Source organism: Roseobacter sp. S87, from assembly GCF_055693285.1.
On record NZ_JBVFTR010000004.1, the window covers coordinates 3,106,861 to 3,120,715 of the forward strand.

The 13,855-nt window shown below is 59.3% G+C and carries 16 protein-coding genes; 8 read left to right on the plus strand and 8 right to left on the minus strand.

Annotated elements, in window-relative coordinates; genetic code table 11:
- The first annotated feature begins 39 nt into the window (after window positions 1–39).
- Together ACZ1HA_RS16175 and ACZ1HA_RS16180 are read left to right on the plus strand one after the other, a co-directional pair.
- The gene (locus tag ACZ1HA_RS16175) at window positions 40–1,161 is read left to right on the plus strand and encodes an alkane 1-monooxygenase (RefSeq protein ID WP_472714608.1); all 1,122 of its coding nucleotides are present in this window, start codon (window positions 40–42) and stop codon (window positions 1,159–1,161) included.
- Between the two features lie 83 nt (window positions 1,162–1,244).
- Complete coding sequence (locus ACZ1HA_RS16180; protein WP_375229619.1) at window positions 1,245–1,682, plus strand: response regulator; 438 nt, start codon at window positions 1,245–1,247, stop codon at window positions 1,680–1,682.
- 102 nt (window positions 1,683–1,784) lie between these two features.
- Here ACZ1HA_RS16180 and ACZ1HA_RS16185 read toward each other — a convergent pair whose 3' ends face one another.
- The 3 genes from ACZ1HA_RS16185 to ACZ1HA_RS16195 all read right to left on the minus strand — a co-directional run bounded on the left by ACZ1HA_RS16185 (window position 1,785) and on the right by ACZ1HA_RS16195 (window position 4,249).
- Window positions 1,785–2,885, minus strand: coding sequence for a site-specific DNA-methyltransferase (locus tag ACZ1HA_RS16185; RefSeq protein ID WP_375230927.1), 1,101 nt, complete (start codon window positions 2,883–2,885; stop codon window positions 1,785–1,787).
- Between the two features lie 87 nt (window positions 2,886–2,972).
- Complete coding sequence (locus tag ACZ1HA_RS16190) at window positions 2,973–3,602, minus strand: ribonuclease HII (RefSeq protein ID WP_472714609.1); 630 nt, start codon at window positions 3,600–3,602, stop codon at window positions 2,973–2,975.
- 173 nt (window positions 3,603–3,775) lie between these two features.
- Window positions 3,776–4,249, minus strand: coding sequence for a hypothetical protein (locus ACZ1HA_RS16195; protein WP_472714610.1), 474 nt, complete (start codon window positions 4,247–4,249; stop codon window positions 3,776–3,778).
- A 175-nt stretch (window positions 4,250–4,424) separates the two neighbouring features.
- Here ACZ1HA_RS16195 and ACZ1HA_RS16200 point away from each other — a divergent pair, with 175 nt between their 5' ends.
- Complete coding sequence (locus tag ACZ1HA_RS16200) at window positions 4,425–4,712, plus strand: hypothetical protein (protein ID WP_472714611.1); 288 nt, start codon at window positions 4,425–4,427, stop codon at window positions 4,710–4,712.
- A 1-nt stretch (window position 4,713) separates the two neighbouring features.
- The gene (locus ACZ1HA_RS16205; RefSeq protein WP_375230926.1) at window positions 4,714–5,388 is read left to right on the plus strand and encodes a hypothetical protein; all 675 of its coding nucleotides are present in this window, start codon (window positions 4,714–4,716) and stop codon (window positions 5,386–5,388) included.
- A 22-nt stretch (window positions 5,389–5,410) separates the two neighbouring features.
- On the opposite strand, the gene ACZ1HA_RS16210 is transcribed toward ACZ1HA_RS16205, so the two are convergent.
- From ACZ1HA_RS16210 to ACZ1HA_RS16230, 5 genes are all read right to left on the minus strand, one after another.
- Window positions 5,411–6,091, minus strand: a complete 681-nt coding sequence (locus tag ACZ1HA_RS16210) for an eCIS core domain-containing protein (RefSeq protein WP_472714612.1) — start codon at window positions 6,089–6,091, stop codon at window positions 5,411–5,413.
- A gap of 51 nt (window positions 6,092–6,142) precedes the next feature.
- Window positions 6,143–6,676 (minus strand): hypothetical protein, encoded by a 534-nt coding sequence (locus ACZ1HA_RS16215; RefSeq protein WP_472714613.1) that lies wholly within the window; start codon window positions 6,674–6,676, stop codon window positions 6,143–6,145.
- A 6-nt stretch (window positions 6,677–6,682) separates the two neighbouring features.
- Window positions 6,683–6,955 (minus strand): hypothetical protein, encoded by a 273-nt coding sequence (locus ACZ1HA_RS16220; protein ID WP_375229613.1) that lies wholly within the window; start codon window positions 6,953–6,955, stop codon window positions 6,683–6,685.
- Complete coding sequence (locus tag ACZ1HA_RS16225) at window positions 6,952–8,994, minus strand: hypothetical protein (protein ID WP_472714614.1); 2,043 nt, start codon at window positions 8,992–8,994, stop codon at window positions 6,952–6,954. The genes ACZ1HA_RS16220 and ACZ1HA_RS16225 overlap by 4 nt, the downstream gene beginning before the upstream one ends.
- Before the next feature lie 190 nt (window positions 8,995–9,184).
- The gene (locus ACZ1HA_RS16230) at window positions 9,185–9,430 is read right to left on the minus strand and encodes a hypothetical protein (protein ID WP_472714615.1); all 246 of its coding nucleotides are present in this window, start codon (window positions 9,428–9,430) and stop codon (window positions 9,185–9,187) included.
- Between ACZ1HA_RS16230 and ACZ1HA_RS16235 the strand changes: the two genes are divergently transcribed.
- The 4 genes from ACZ1HA_RS16235 to ACZ1HA_RS16250 all read left to right on the plus strand — a co-directional run bounded on the left by ACZ1HA_RS16235 (window position 9,423) and on the right by ACZ1HA_RS16250 (window position 13,775).
- Window positions 9,423–10,718 (plus strand): transporter substrate-binding domain-containing protein, encoded by a 1,296-nt coding sequence (locus ACZ1HA_RS16235; protein ID WP_472714616.1) that lies wholly within the window; start codon window positions 9,423–9,425, stop codon window positions 10,716–10,718. The genes ACZ1HA_RS16230 and ACZ1HA_RS16235 overlap by 8 nt on opposite strands.
- 155 nt (window positions 10,719–10,873) lie before the next feature.
- Entirely contained in the window at window positions 10,874–11,521 is a 648-nt protein-coding gene (locus tag ACZ1HA_RS16240) for a class I SAM-dependent methyltransferase (RefSeq protein ID WP_472714617.1), read from the plus strand.
- A complete protein-coding gene (locus ACZ1HA_RS16245; protein ID WP_472714618.1) occupies window positions 11,500–13,161 on the plus strand; it encodes a transporter substrate-binding domain-containing protein in 1,662 nt (553 codons plus the stop codon). Before ACZ1HA_RS16240 ends, ACZ1HA_RS16245 begins: the two co-directional genes overlap by 22 nt.
- On the plus strand, window positions 13,158–13,775 hold the full coding sequence (locus tag ACZ1HA_RS16250; protein ID WP_472714619.1) for an ABC transporter permease: 618 nt from the start codon (window positions 13,158–13,160) through the stop codon (window positions 13,773–13,775). The genes ACZ1HA_RS16245 and ACZ1HA_RS16250 overlap by 4 nt, the downstream gene beginning before the upstream one ends.
- The last annotated feature ends 80 nt before the right edge of the window (window positions 13,776–13,855 follow it).

Here is a 13,855-nt window from a genome sequence, read left to right on the forward strand (position 1 = left end):
GCCATGACATCCGCCGGCGCGTCAGTTTAGGATCTGACCATGCCGTCCGACGCCACAGCTTCTGCATCCACGCCATCCAGTGCCGCTCCCTTCTGGGTATCACTGGCCTTGCCGCCACTTGCGCTGCTGGGCGCGCTTCAGGGCGGCTGGACAGTGATCCTGTTACCGCTGGTCACGTGGTACCTGTTTTCAGGTCTCGACCTGGCCATCGGGCGGAATACTGAAAACGCAGATCCTTTGACACCATTGCACGCGCTGCGCTGGCACACGGCCATCACTCTGATCTGGGCGCCGGTGCAGTTCGTCATGCTGTTCTGGCTTCTATGGTATGTCCCGCGGGCGGACCACCTTGGCACGGCAGAGTGTCTTGCGCTGTTTTTCGGCGTTGGCGTGATCACCGGAACGGTTGGCATCAACTACAGCCATGAGCTGATGCATCAGCGCAGCCGTGTTGAACGCTGGATGGCCGACCTGTTACTGGCGATGGTGCTCTATTCGCATTTCCGGTCGGAACACCTGCTGGTCCACCACCGCTGGGTCGGAACACCGCGTGATGCTGTGACAGCGCGCTATGATGAAGGCTTCTACAGGTTCTTCCCCAGGGTCCTGTTGCAGTCCCTGGTGTCTGCTTTCCGGGCCGAAGCGGATATGCTGGCACGCAAAAAGCAACACTGGGCCAACCCGGCCAACCCATTCTGCCGGTATCTGATCCTCCAGGCGTTTATGATCGGGCTGGCCCTGACACTGAGCGGCTGGGTAGGGCTGGGTCTGTTTGCTCTGCAGGCCTTCACCGCAGTCTGGCAGCTGGAGCTGGTGAACTACATCGAACACTACGGCCTGACCCGCCGGCGTCTGGAAAATGGCCATTACGAACCCGTCAGGCCACACCATTCCTGGAATTCCGACCAACGGGCCTCAAACTGGCTGCTGATCAATCTGCAGCGTCATTCCGATCACCATTTCAAGCCTGACAGGCGGTTCCCTGTATTGCAGACATATCCCGGCGACGAGGCACCCCAGCTCCCGTTCGGCTATCCGGTCATGACCATGGCCGCGATGGTCCCGCCACTGTGGCGGCGGATCATGCACCCGCGTGTGCAGGCGTGGCGCAGGCGACACTACCCCGATATCGACGACTGGACAGCTTACGCAGACACCTGAATTCGACCCGGGCCTGCGAAAACCAATTGTTAGTGGTTTTCGGACATGATGCAGGATCAGGTGGAGAGGCGTGAGAGTAGAAAATGTTCAATCAGGCTATGACGGCAGGCAACAACGGGCACAGCGGAACGTGTCTCGTTGTAGAAGACAGTGCGTTCGATCAGGAAAAATTTCGCCGGATCATGGCACGCAGCTTTGGCAACATGAAGGTCGTGATGGCCGCTACTCTGGCCGAGGCGCGCGACCGCGTGTCCCAGATGCGTACCGACCTCATTCTCCTGGACAACAGTCTGCCGGATGGAACAGGCGCGAATTTCGCCGTCGAATTGTCCGAAGATCCGACACATGCCGACATCCCTGTCATCATGGTCAGTGATTTTCCAACCCCCTTCATGTATCAGAAGGCCGAAATCGCAGGTGTCCGCCATGTGGTCGACAAATCAGATTTTGGTGCCCGGTTTATCCATGATGCCCTGAAATCACGCCGGAAAAAGAAACACCGCTACGCCAACGATTCATAAAAAAAACCCCGCCAAAGAAGGCGGGGCTTGAGGTGTGTGCCTTTACAGGCAGCCTCGTTCAGAAGGCCACAGGCACCGGCGGTGTTCAGAATTTCAGTGGTGTCAGCTGTCCATTTCGGAACGGATCTGCTGGCGCAGAACATCGATCGGAACGGTTTTTCCGTCCCGCCGGAAACACCAGTACGTCCAGCCATTGCAGCTCGGCGCTTTTTCGAGTGCCGCACCGACCTGGTGGATCGAGCCTTTGACATCATCCCCGACGAGGGTTCCGTCGGCGCGCACCTTGGCCTTGTGACGCTTGTTCATCGAATACAGCTCTTCGCCCGGGCGCAGCATACCGCGTTCAACCAACTGGCCAAACGGCACGCGGGGCTCGGCCCGCTTTGATACACTGACCTGGAGGGCTTCGCGGTCGAATTTTCGCACCCGGCTGATGCGTTTCTCCGCGACCTTCCGGTAGGCGGCCTCGCGCTCGATCCCGATGAAATCCCGACCCAGCATTTTCGCAACGGCACCTGTGGTGCCTGTTCCGAAAAACGGATCGAGGATCACATCGCCCGGGTTGGTCGATCCGACCAGCACCCGGTGCAGCAGGCTTTCGGGCTTTTGTGTCGGATGCGCTTTCTCACCCTTCTCGTCTTTCAGACGTTCATGCCCGTTACAGATGGGCAGCACCCAGTCCGAGCGCATCTGAATGCCCTCGTTCAGGGATTTCAGCGCCTCATAGTTAAACGTGTATTTGCTGTTCTCGCTCTTACCTGCCCAGATCATGGTTTCATGGGCGTTTGTAAAACGCTTGCCACGGAAATTAGGCATCGGGTTGGATTTACGCCAGACGACATCGTTCAGAATCCAGAACCCCTGGTCCTGCAGCGCCGCTCCTACCCGGAAAATGTTGTGGTAGCTGCCGATCACCCAGATCGCACCATCGGGTTTCAGCAGACGGCGCGCCGCTTTCAGCCAGGCCCGGGTGAAATCATCATAGGCCTTGAAGCTGGAGAACTGGTCCCAGGCGTCATCCACAGCATCCACACGGCTGTTGTCCGGGCGGTGCAGATCACCTTTGAGCTGCAGGTTGTACGGTGGGTCTGCAAAGATAAGATCGACCGATTCCTCCGGCAGACTGTTCATCATTTCGATGCAGTCACCATCCAGAATCGTGTTGAGGGGGAGCGCCGCAGCGCTCTTCGTTTTCGTTTTCATCATTCTGCCTCAGTCCCGGTGCTTTTTGCACTCGTTGGTTGAGACCAAGATGATTCAAACGCGATTCGCGGTCAAATTCTTTTTGAATCAACTGCTTACGATTTTCTCTTGATACAACATATTGTGGACCGGCTTGAAGGTACGTCTATGGTGTGGGGTCGGCCCAAGATTTCGAAGCGCTTCCATGTGGCTTTTTGATCCATAACCCATGTTGGTTTCCCACCCATAGCCCGGATGCTGTTGCGCCAAATCCACCATGATCCTGTCGCGCGCTATTTTCGCGACGATGGAGGCCGCCGAAATGGACAGGCAGCGCGTGTCGCCCTTTACGACCGGGGTCGCAGGCAGGTTCAGCCCGCGCGGGACCATGGATCCGTCAATCAGCACGTGATCCGGCGCAGACGCCAGTCCGGCGAGGGCGCGCTGCATTGCGATGTGGCTGGCCCGCAAAATGTTCTCCTGCTCAATTTCCGCGACAGTTGCATGCCCGACCGAAACCTCGGCACACCCGGCCAGCAGATCGGCAAGGTGCTCACGTCGTTTTTTCGTCAGCTGCTTTGAATCATTCAGACCTTCGGGGATGTTTTCAGGATCGAGAATGACCGCGGCGGCCGTTACCGGCCCCGCGAGCGGTCCACGCCCCACTTCATCCACGCCCGCGACCCGAAGCATGCCGGTCGCTATGAGCCTGCGTTCCATTTCGAAGTCCGGTTTCATCAGACCGTGATCGGACGAACGCCCGCGCTTTTCAACCCGGTGCGCCGGAAAAAACGCGCGCTCCCTTCCCGGAACGCGCGCCGCACTGGTTAAAAAGGGGAGAGAGCGCCCGAACACCCCCTCCCGGAGTTTGGCGCCAGCCGGGAAATGGATGGCACCGGGATGACCCGTCCTCAGCGGCGGGCCAACTGGTATCCCTCGCGGCGCAGACAACGGGCGTCCCAGCCTCTGCGTTTGCCGTTAGGGCCCTTGAACTTCACCTTGCAGGAGCGGGGAAGTTCTTTGGTGTAGCTGTAATTTTTCTCAAGGCAGCGTTTGCCGAAGATCCGGTAGGTTCTGTCGCGGGTCGGAATACTGCGCAGGCAGTCGCCCGGCAAAAGCCGGCGTTCGACGCGGCGCGGCAACGGCCGTGGCTCAAGGCGATAGACCGGGGCAGCCTGACGCTGCACGGGTTTGTAAGAGTTACGGGTCGCGGCCTCATCGCGCTTGCGGTCTTTCCGGTCGTTGATCACCTTTGCAACAATCGCAACACCGGCGATCGCAGCGAGTGCCCGCAGCACATCCTCGTCCGCCCGTGCGGGTGCATTGCCCACCGCAGTGATGCAGATGGCAGCGGCGGCAACGGTTGCGATGAATTTCCTGGTCATGGGCGTGGTCCTTTCGAGTGGTCTGCGGGCCGTCCGCAAACCGGCGGCCTGTTGTGCAGTCAAACTGGGGTCACACCCTTCCGACAGGCAATATCGCCGCGCTGCTATCCGATAACACAGGCGCTAAACCCCCTTTGTTATTGAATATCCCGCCACGGGGGCGCAGTGTTGGCCCATGAAACAGACCGCTCTCATAATTGTGCTGACTGCCGCAATCTGCGCAGGTCACGCGGCTCAGGCCGCAGACTGTTATGCAGACTATAAGGCCAAGCAGGATAACCCGCTCCGGCTGCACTATGGTGTTGCTGAGATTTCCCAGTGTTCCAGACAGGCGGCTCAGGCTGAACTGGCCGCACGTCTGTCCGCGCAGGGGTGGACCTTGCTGAACATCGTTTCAGTATTTAATGCTGACGGGCTGGCTGAAAGGAAACAGAGTGCAGGACCAAACTACCTCCGCTTCTGACATGCGGCGCTCGGGCGGCCGGATTGCTGTGTTCGGCATTGTGGCAATTGTTCTCATACTGGCGGTGGCCGCCGTCATGCTTTTCTGGGCGCTGCCGGACGCAAATGCTTTTAACGCCCGGGTCGAAAGACTGTTCATTGAAAACGACAATCTGACCACGCAGGCTGAAGTCAAACTGCTGGAAATTCTGGCACAGTCGGGCACGGCTTTTTCAGACACGCTGGCCAGTTACAGGCTGGTGATCTTTGTCCTGCTGGTCTTTGCCACGGCGATGCTGATTGCGGCGCTGGTTTTTCTTGTGCTGCTGGTCGGCTTCAACCGTCGCATGGCACAGATTGAACGGGCGGGCATCCAGGTCAGTTCGCTGCTGATCAGCCGCGAAGAGAATACCGTCTATCTGAACAATCTCGGCTTCAGGCTGACGGATGCTGCAATGGAAACCATGTCGGTCCTCGCGGAGGCACGTATGGACGATGATGTGCTGTCCGGGTCAGAAATTGAAGGCATGATTTCGGGGCGCAGCCCGGCTGATTGCGAAGAGGCCGCAGGGGCCACGCGGATCAAGCGGCTTCGCGACACGCTGGGCAACCAGATTGTCTCTGAGCTGCTGGTCAAGAATATTGCGCGGCGCGGCTATATGCTGGCAATCGACAAGGATGTGATCAAGGTCATCTGAGCCCTGGACCAACGGCCGGAGTTCAGGTTTCCTGATCTTTTGACGCCATCTGGGCCGCTTTGGCACCCATTGTATCGGCCTCGGTCTCGAGCCCTGCATCGTCATTCACCGGTGTACCGCCCATGTCCATGGTCGGCTGTACGCGGCCCTGTTTCTGTTGCACCACGTGCCAGGCCTCGTGGCCAAGGTGCTTTTCCTGACCGGGTCCCAGGTGGATATCGCTGCCCTGCGCAAAGGCGTGCGCCTGCAGCGTCGCTGGCTTTGCCGAGTTGTAGTGCACGTTCACATCATCCATGGAAACACCCGAAAGGTTCTCGACGCCTGACTTCAGGCCTGCGGGCATACCACCGTCGTTTTCTGCGCGCTGGACGGGCGCATCAGCAAATTTTCCCTGCAGCGCTTCTTCCTCTTCCATCCGCTGCGCGGGTGGCTCGATGAAACGTCCCTGCAGTTCCTCTTCTTCCATGCGCTGGACGGCGTCGCCCCGGAACCTCCCCTGCAGCGCTTCTTCCTCTTCCATGCGTTGAGCCGGTGCACGCTCACGGCTCTGCATCTGAGCCAGACGGCCCGTTGCCGCGCTCTGATCAGCCTCAGCCTGCAACCCGGCGAGCGCCTGCTCCGGCGCTGTGTCCGCTGGTCCTTTCGCGGATTTTGCCGCGGGAGCGGCTGCCTGGCTGCGTTCGGAAGCGAAAATCTGGGCCATGATCGTTATCCTTTCGGTATGCCGGCATCCTGGCACATTCCTGAGGCAATTTCACCTCGAAGTTGAAATCGCATCCGCCAGTTCGCTCAAAGCCTTGTGCGTCTCTTCCAGCGAGCGTTCTGCCGCCTCAAAGTCCGGTGCCGGATCAGTGCACAGCGCATCGACCAGTGCAGGTGCGAGAACTGCGAGGTTTTCCAGCACAAAACTTACGACAGCAGGGCCGCTCTGCAACGCACTGTCCCCCGGCGGGGCCAGGTGATTACAGGTAAAATACACCATCTGCTCCTCTTCCATGGCGAGCACTTTGCCAACCATCAGAGACATATTCACGGTGTTCAGCATATTGCGCACCAGCGCCCACGCCCGGTCAGAAACGGCCTGAGCGGGAATCACCACCACCATCTGCCAGAGCTCCAGGTCACCATCCGCCGAATCCAGCAGATTGATCCGCAGAACAGGCTCGTCCTCGACACTCTGACCCGGAAACGGCACAGCAATGTGATAGGGTTCGGGCGCCACATCGATCAGCACCGGGTTCAGACCGGCGATGTCCAGCACACGGGCCATTTCTTCGGGCGTCGCCACTCTGGCCTACCTTTCTTTCAGACTTTTGATGATCAGCGCCATTTTGGCCTGTTCCTTGTTAAAGCCCGGAGTGTCATTGTTTTCGATCCGCTGCGCATCCCGGCGGATATTCAGTGCATCAAAGAACCATTTCCGTTCCTCATCGGGGGCACGCAGAATTTCCATGGCCGCAAAGTTATACCGGAACTCTTTGTTTGCGGTCGTCTTGTCCAGATCATAGCGCCCGCGTTTCTTTTTGCCGGCAAGCTTTTCCTGCGTACGCAACAGCGCGTGGTTCACAAATTCTTCGCCGTCGGCGGTCGCTGCCGCCTTTTCGAGGTTGGTGGCAGAGCCCCCTTTCTGTCGCGCCGGTGCTGCTTGAACTTCCGGATACCAAGCTGCGTCAGTTTCGCGGCGGTAGAAACCATCCCGATCGCGGCACCAATACCCGCACCAAGTCCGCTGACCGTCAGCGCCCCTGCTGTAATCGATGCGGCCGCGTGAATAATATCGATGATCGCCCGGTGAATCTGTTTGATGAACTTGTCGCGGGTGACCACAAACGCGAGATACAGCGGCTCACTGAACTTTTCTGTCAGCTTTCTGCCCATCGCCTTTGCTTTATGCGCTGCATGCCCCGTGCGCGCGAGCTTGATGCCTTCGCTGACAAAATCCATGCAGCCTTTGATCAGCCCCAGAACCGGGATGACCGGTACGTTGTTCACCGTCCCCCTCACCACGTCCGAGACAGCCCCCGCGTTCTCGGACGCAATCTGACCACCGGCCGCGATCTGTTCATAAAGTTTGCGCACGGAGGAATAGGATTTTGCCACGCTGTTGGCGGCTCCGGCGATCTCATGCACAGAATCAAACAGGTCCTGGCCGTGTTCGCCTATTGTTTTGTTGTCGTTTTTGACCGGTTTGGCCCGGTCAAAGATATTTTTGCACATCGTGACGATATTTTTGACGCTGTCGACCGCGCCAAGCACGACACCAGCCGCATCACCGGTCAGCTTCATGTCCGTGCTGACATCGGTGCTGTCGCTGCTGAACATGTTCGAATCGAACTTCTGGCCGTTGCCGCGCATCGCCGTGAACGCACCGCCCAGATATTTGCCCAGCATCTCTGTGGTGCCTACCGTAGACAGGAACGTCAGTTCGGCGATTGCTTTGCGTTTTCTGGCCTTGAGCTTGCTGTTTTTCGGGTCTGTTTTCAGGCGCCGGTTACAGTCCGAGACGATGGCAAACAACCTGCCGATCTCGGCACCCAGTTTGACGCTCATCACCGCGCTGGTGCCGATATCTGCGCTGCCCGACACCTTGTCCATGGCACCGGGGTCGTCCTCAATAGCGCTGTGCAGACCGCCCATGATGGTTGCCGCCATCTGTTTTGCTGCGGTTTTCTGTTCGGATTCACCATCCGGAATCGTCGTCTTCCAGTAATCCTCCAGACCTTCGTTGCCCACGCCACCCGTGCCCTGCATACCCAGCGCATTCAGCGCTTCGCCAGCCAGATCCATGGATTCGCTGAACCCTTCGGGCAGGTCGAAATCTGTCTCCTCCGGTTCCCCTTTGCCTGCAATCGCCGAATACAGGGCCACATCATCCCGCGCCTGTTGCATCGATGCCAGAACATGCGGCGCAACAGTGCGCCCTCTGTCATTCTGCGCTTCTATCTGCGCTTCGGCGCGGGCGTAATGGCGCTTGAAACGCGCCCGGTAGCGATCCAGTGGCACAGGGCGCGGATGCCGCCGCAATTTCTTTGCTGCGACCGCGACGTTCAGCCGTGTTTCACCCAGCGCGATCATAACAGAACAGGCATCCCAGATGGCGGTCACCGGATCATGGTAGCCATCAATATCGCGCACCTTCTCACGCATCTCGGCGAGACCAGCGACCATCTTTTCTGCCGTCTCTGTTTCGATGTCCCGCGGTGGCACCGACATGATCTGCTGCACGCGCAGCCGGATGCGGTTGTAGATGTCGAAGGTGAAGATCGTGCGTTTGCCAACATCCGGATTGTCATCCGGCACTTCGTTCAGTTCGACCTGTTTCGCTTCCACCTGATCGCACAGGTCCTGCACTTCCTTCATGCGGCGCGAATTGCGTTTCTTGTTGGCGTATTTGGCATTTTTGGAACCGATCCACGCGTTGATCCGCAGCTTCAGGTTTTGCAGCCGCTCCTTTTGCGTTTTCACGTCCATAAAGACGGAAGCCTGGTAGAGGATCAGCGCTTCGTCGATCCGCAGCAACAGATCCGAGCGCTTCAGACCCGCCTTTGCGCTGCGCGATTTCCAGGTGTCATAGGGGATCACTGCGGCCCGCTGGATCACCGGCACGGGGGCCTGCTGACGGAAGGGCTGTGACTCCGCGCGCGGGCCTGCAGTGTTGCGGCTGTCTGGCGCGGACGGCTCATGTCTGCCGCGGCCTGAAGACCTGACAGCCCCTGACCATCCTGCGGGATCGGCGCAGGACGAACGGCAGATGGCAACACCTTCTGCGTCCGCTGACTCTGCGCTTCGCGTATTCTCATCCGGGGTTGGCTCCTGCTCCCGCCGAACGCGGAAAATCAATCGGATTTCCCGTCAGGCTAGAGAGAGGGGTGCGCCAAATCAAGGTTTCTGGTTGCTGGTCACTTCTGAATTCCCGTTTGAATTGTTTTCTTGCAAATCGGCGGAAATTTGCCCTAGGGTTGAGCTGTTCAAGATGTTTCTCTCTTAAATAGTTGAATTGAAGCCATAAATCACTCCGGGAAAGAGCAAAGACCTTGATCATCCGCGCGTTGCTCCTGTTCTCCCTCATCATCACAACCCTCACCGGAACCGGTGCACCGGCACATGCCTGTCCACAGGTCCGTCCGGCCGGTGATATAGTCGTCGCACTGCGGGACAACGCTGAACCTTTTGCCTATTTTGACGCCTCCGGCGCTCCGGCCGGGTTCGCATATGAGCTCTGGCGGCGGGTGGAACGGTCGCTTTTTGTCCCGGATGACGTCGGCCGGACAGTGGCACCTGACGTGACCTTTGTTGCCTGCAACACAATCGACGGACAGGAGATCGGCCTCGTGTCGGGGCGTATTGACGTAGTGATTGCACCGCTGACAATCACCTCGCAGCGTATGGAGTCCTATGACTTCTCTCAGCAGTATCTGTCATCCGGTCTTGCCCTGGCCCTGCCGCCGTCGAACGCTATCGATTTCACCCAGGCGAAAAAGATCGTTGCTGAAACGATCCTGCACCCGACGGTTGCCCAGGCCGTACTCCTGTTTCTGACATTCAACCTCATTATGGCCTTCCTGATCCGCTGGCTGCTGTTCGCGAAAGAAGACGATCCCGGCGGGCGGGCAACGCTGTGGCTGCGGTCTCTGCTGGAGTCAATTATCCGGACCATCGGCCTGCGGGGCGTCGGGGACGGCTATTCCACTGCTGTAGCGAAAGTTCTGGAGATTTTCCTCGCGGTTGTTGGCACCGCATTGTCCGCAACCCTGCTGGGCGTTCTGACGTCGGCATTCGTCGGCTCCGTTGGCGCGCAGCAGAAGGTGCCTGCTTCCGAACTCACTCAGATGCGCATCGCCACCCTTGACTGTTCCACCGCCCAGGCGCTGTTGCTGACTGAGTACGGCAAGCTCAAAGGGGACGCGGACAAAGGAACAGACCTCGCCACCGCGCTTGATCGGCGTGTCGACCAGCTCGTCTGCAATCCGGAAGACCCCGAACGCGAAGACATCACCGTAGACGACGACCCAGCGCTCGCGGGCGGTGTCCGTCTTGTGAGCAGCTGGCGTCAGGCCGCCAACCTGCTGGCCGGGGGCGAGGTTGATGGCGTGCTGGGGGACTGGATCGCGCTGACCTATCTGAGCCGTCAGGATACCTACGAAAACAAAATTGCCGTGCTGCCGAACGTTTACCGGAACGAACCCTACGGCTGGGGTATCTCGCATGTGTCGGTTTCCGAAGACCTGCGCCGCCAGATCGACCGCGCCCTCATCAGGCAGATGCGCAACCGCGACTGGCGCAAAAGACTGGAGGACGTGCTGGGTACCGGCAGCGTCAGCCCCAATTGACGGTTCAGGAAACAGACCGGCCCGACACCAGTGAGCCGCCAGTGACACCGGGGGATGCGACGACACGCGCGTCTTATCAACTGTATTTCACGTCCGGCTTTTATGACCGCCGCTACCCATCGCCAAACCGGACAATGTGGCAGCGGATTGCAGGAATGGTTTCCCCGCAGAGCGCGGTTCTCGATTTTGGCTGTGGCAGCGGGAGATATATTCTGCGACTTCAAGGGCTTGTCGGGCGTGCCGCAGGGTTTGATGTGAGCCCTGCCGCCCTTGATACCGTAAGGTCACGCGCAATGTCTGCAGGCTGGGATGATCTGGCGGTGCTGGGTCCGGAAGCAGCAGATCTGGACCGGCATGTTCAGGAACGCGGGCCGTTTGACCTCGTACTGTGCCTGTTCGGCGTTCTGGGCCACATCACAGATCCGGATGCGCGGGCAGATGCTCTGGCCCGTATGTTCCGCGCCCTTAAACCCGGTTCGGGCCGGTTGCTGATCTCGGTGCCGAACCGCGCGCGCCGCTTTCGCGCGGAACAGGCGGCTGGCGCGCGGGATGGCCTCGTGCATTACCGTCGCCGCACCGAAGATGGCCAGGACGTCGTGTTGCATTACCAGCTGTTTGATCCTGCAAAACTGGCACAGGAGCTGGCAGCGGCGGGCTTCACCCTGCGAAAGCTGAGCTGCGAAAGCGTGCTGCCGGAAAGCTGGCTGCTGCATAACGGTCTGGCGCGCTGGATCGACAGTATGCTGACCCCGGTCTGTCCGGTGCGCTGGGGATACGGCATATGCGCCGAGGCAACATGCTGAGGACGATCGCCTGTCTTGTTGCCCTGATAGGCACGTTGATCACGCAACCTGCTGCGGCTCAGGATGTACCGCCGGACCTGCGGGCCGGCCTTCCGGAAGAACCAACAGGGCGGCTGGCGCATGTTCTCCAGCGCGGCACACTGATCGTAGGCGTCAAGGATGACTATCCGCCCTGGGGCATGCGCGACAGTGAAGGGGCCCTGGTCGGGCTGGAGCCGGATCTCGCCCGCGATCTGGCAGATCGTCTGGGGGTCGGGCTGGAACTTCAGGCGGTGACTTCGGGCAACCGGATAGGGCGTGTGAACCAGGGGGTGGTCGATGTTGTGATCGCCACGACCGGTGACACCGCCGAACGCCGCAGGCAGGCCGGTCTGCTGCAACCCAACTATTACTCCAGCGGTGTCGTCGTACTGACCCGCAGCGTCTATGATTTCACCTCCTGGGCCGATCTGCGCGGCGAAAAGCTCTGCCTTAACCGCGGGGCCTACTACAACCGGGCCCTTGAAGAGGACTACGGGATCGACGGGGAATACTTTTCGTCCAACCGCGATTCCCGCCTGGCGCTGCAGCAGGAACGCTGCGTTGGCTGGGCGTTCGATGACACCGCCCTGGCACAGCTCATCCTCGACCAGCCGGATCCGGATTTCCGCATCATGGATGAGGCCATTCTCGTGTCGCCCTGGGCAGTTCTGGTGGCTCAGGGAACCGAGAAGGAAGACCTTGGCCGGTTCATCTCTGACATGATCGGCGAATGGCACGCGTCGGGCCGGATCCTGGAACTGCAGGATAAATGGGGCATCCCCCAAAGCGATTTTGTGCGTGAAAAGAACACACTCTGGCGCGAAACCAGCGCAGGGGCCAGCCTGTGCGCCCGGGATCTGCGAAGCGGCCAGCGCCCGGACATCTGCCTGAACGAAGCACCACTGCAGTCCGCACCGGACCCGGACCCGCCGGGATGGATCGTGTTGCTCTATGAGATGACGGGCATTGACCTGCGCGCGGCGGCCAGCCCCTATAACCGCGCCCGGCTGGCGAAAGGTCTGACGCTGACCCTGGCTCTCAGTGCCCTGGCCATTGTGGGTTCGCTTTTTGTTGGTGTCACGCTGTCGCTGATGAATGCCGTGCTTTCAGGCATGGGGCTGATCGGGCGGATTCTGCTGATCCCACAGCGCATCCTGATCACCGTGGCACGGATGACCCCGCCCATCCTTCAGCTCTACATAGTCTTCTTTGGCCTCGGCGGCATTCTCGGAAACTCGGGCGGTTTTGTGCCCGGCTCTTTCGGGATCGCCGCTGTGATCCTGTCGCTTTATGCGGGTGCGACCAACACCATCATTCTCAGCCACGCACTGACCGCTGAGCAGGCGGCGCATCCCGACCGTACAGCCCTGTCACTCCTGCCCGGCGCTGTTTCCCGTGGATTTGACGGGCTGGTCGCCGCCTGTGTGAACATTGTGAAGGCTGCAGGTATGGCCAGCGCAATTGCCGTGGGCGAACTGATTTCGACCATCAATCTTCTGGTGTCCGAGGGCGCTGATACCGCCACAATGATGAATGGCCTGCTCGTCTTTTATTTCCTGCTGGTGCTCGGTCTTCTGTGGGTGTTCAAAGCGCTGCGGCGCAGGCTGGTGCGCACATGATCCAGGACGTGCTGCCCCACACCGGATATCTTGCCGCCGGCTTCGCGATGAACCTGCTGATCTCGGCGATTGCGATGGCGGTCGGCACGCTCCTCGGTGTCAGCCTGGGGCGTCTGCGTCATGGGGGGGCCACGGTGCTGGATGCCCCCTCCAGGCTGGCCACGAACATCTGCCGCAATGTGCCGAGTTTCGTGCTGCTCTTTTACATGGCCTCCATGATCCCAAGTGAGGTGGAAATCGGCGGCTCGATCCACGCCGTCCCGCTCTGGATCAAGGCATCACTGGCACTGATTTTCCCGGTTATCGGATTCTGTTCCGACCAGTCCCTGGGCTACTTCCGGCAGCGCGCCGAAGGTCAGCCCGGAGCGCTTGAAACCTTTGTCATCGCCTGGACGCAGTACTTTCTGATCATCATCATGGCCTCGGCGACGGCCTCCGTCATTGGCGCGAATGAGATCGTCGGACGGGCCAACACTGTGATCTCGCAGCAAAGCGACGACCGTCTGATGCTTGGCATCTATCTCTATGTTTCTCTTTGGTTTCTGGCCAGCGGCCTCGCGGTATCCGGGTTTGTCAAAATCGTCCTGCGATACGGACAAAAAGTAGAAAATTGATCGGCTCCACCCGGAAAAATTGAAAAATAAAGGCGAACGATATTGCTTTTGAACAACTCCTGGTTACGCTGCGGAAAGCT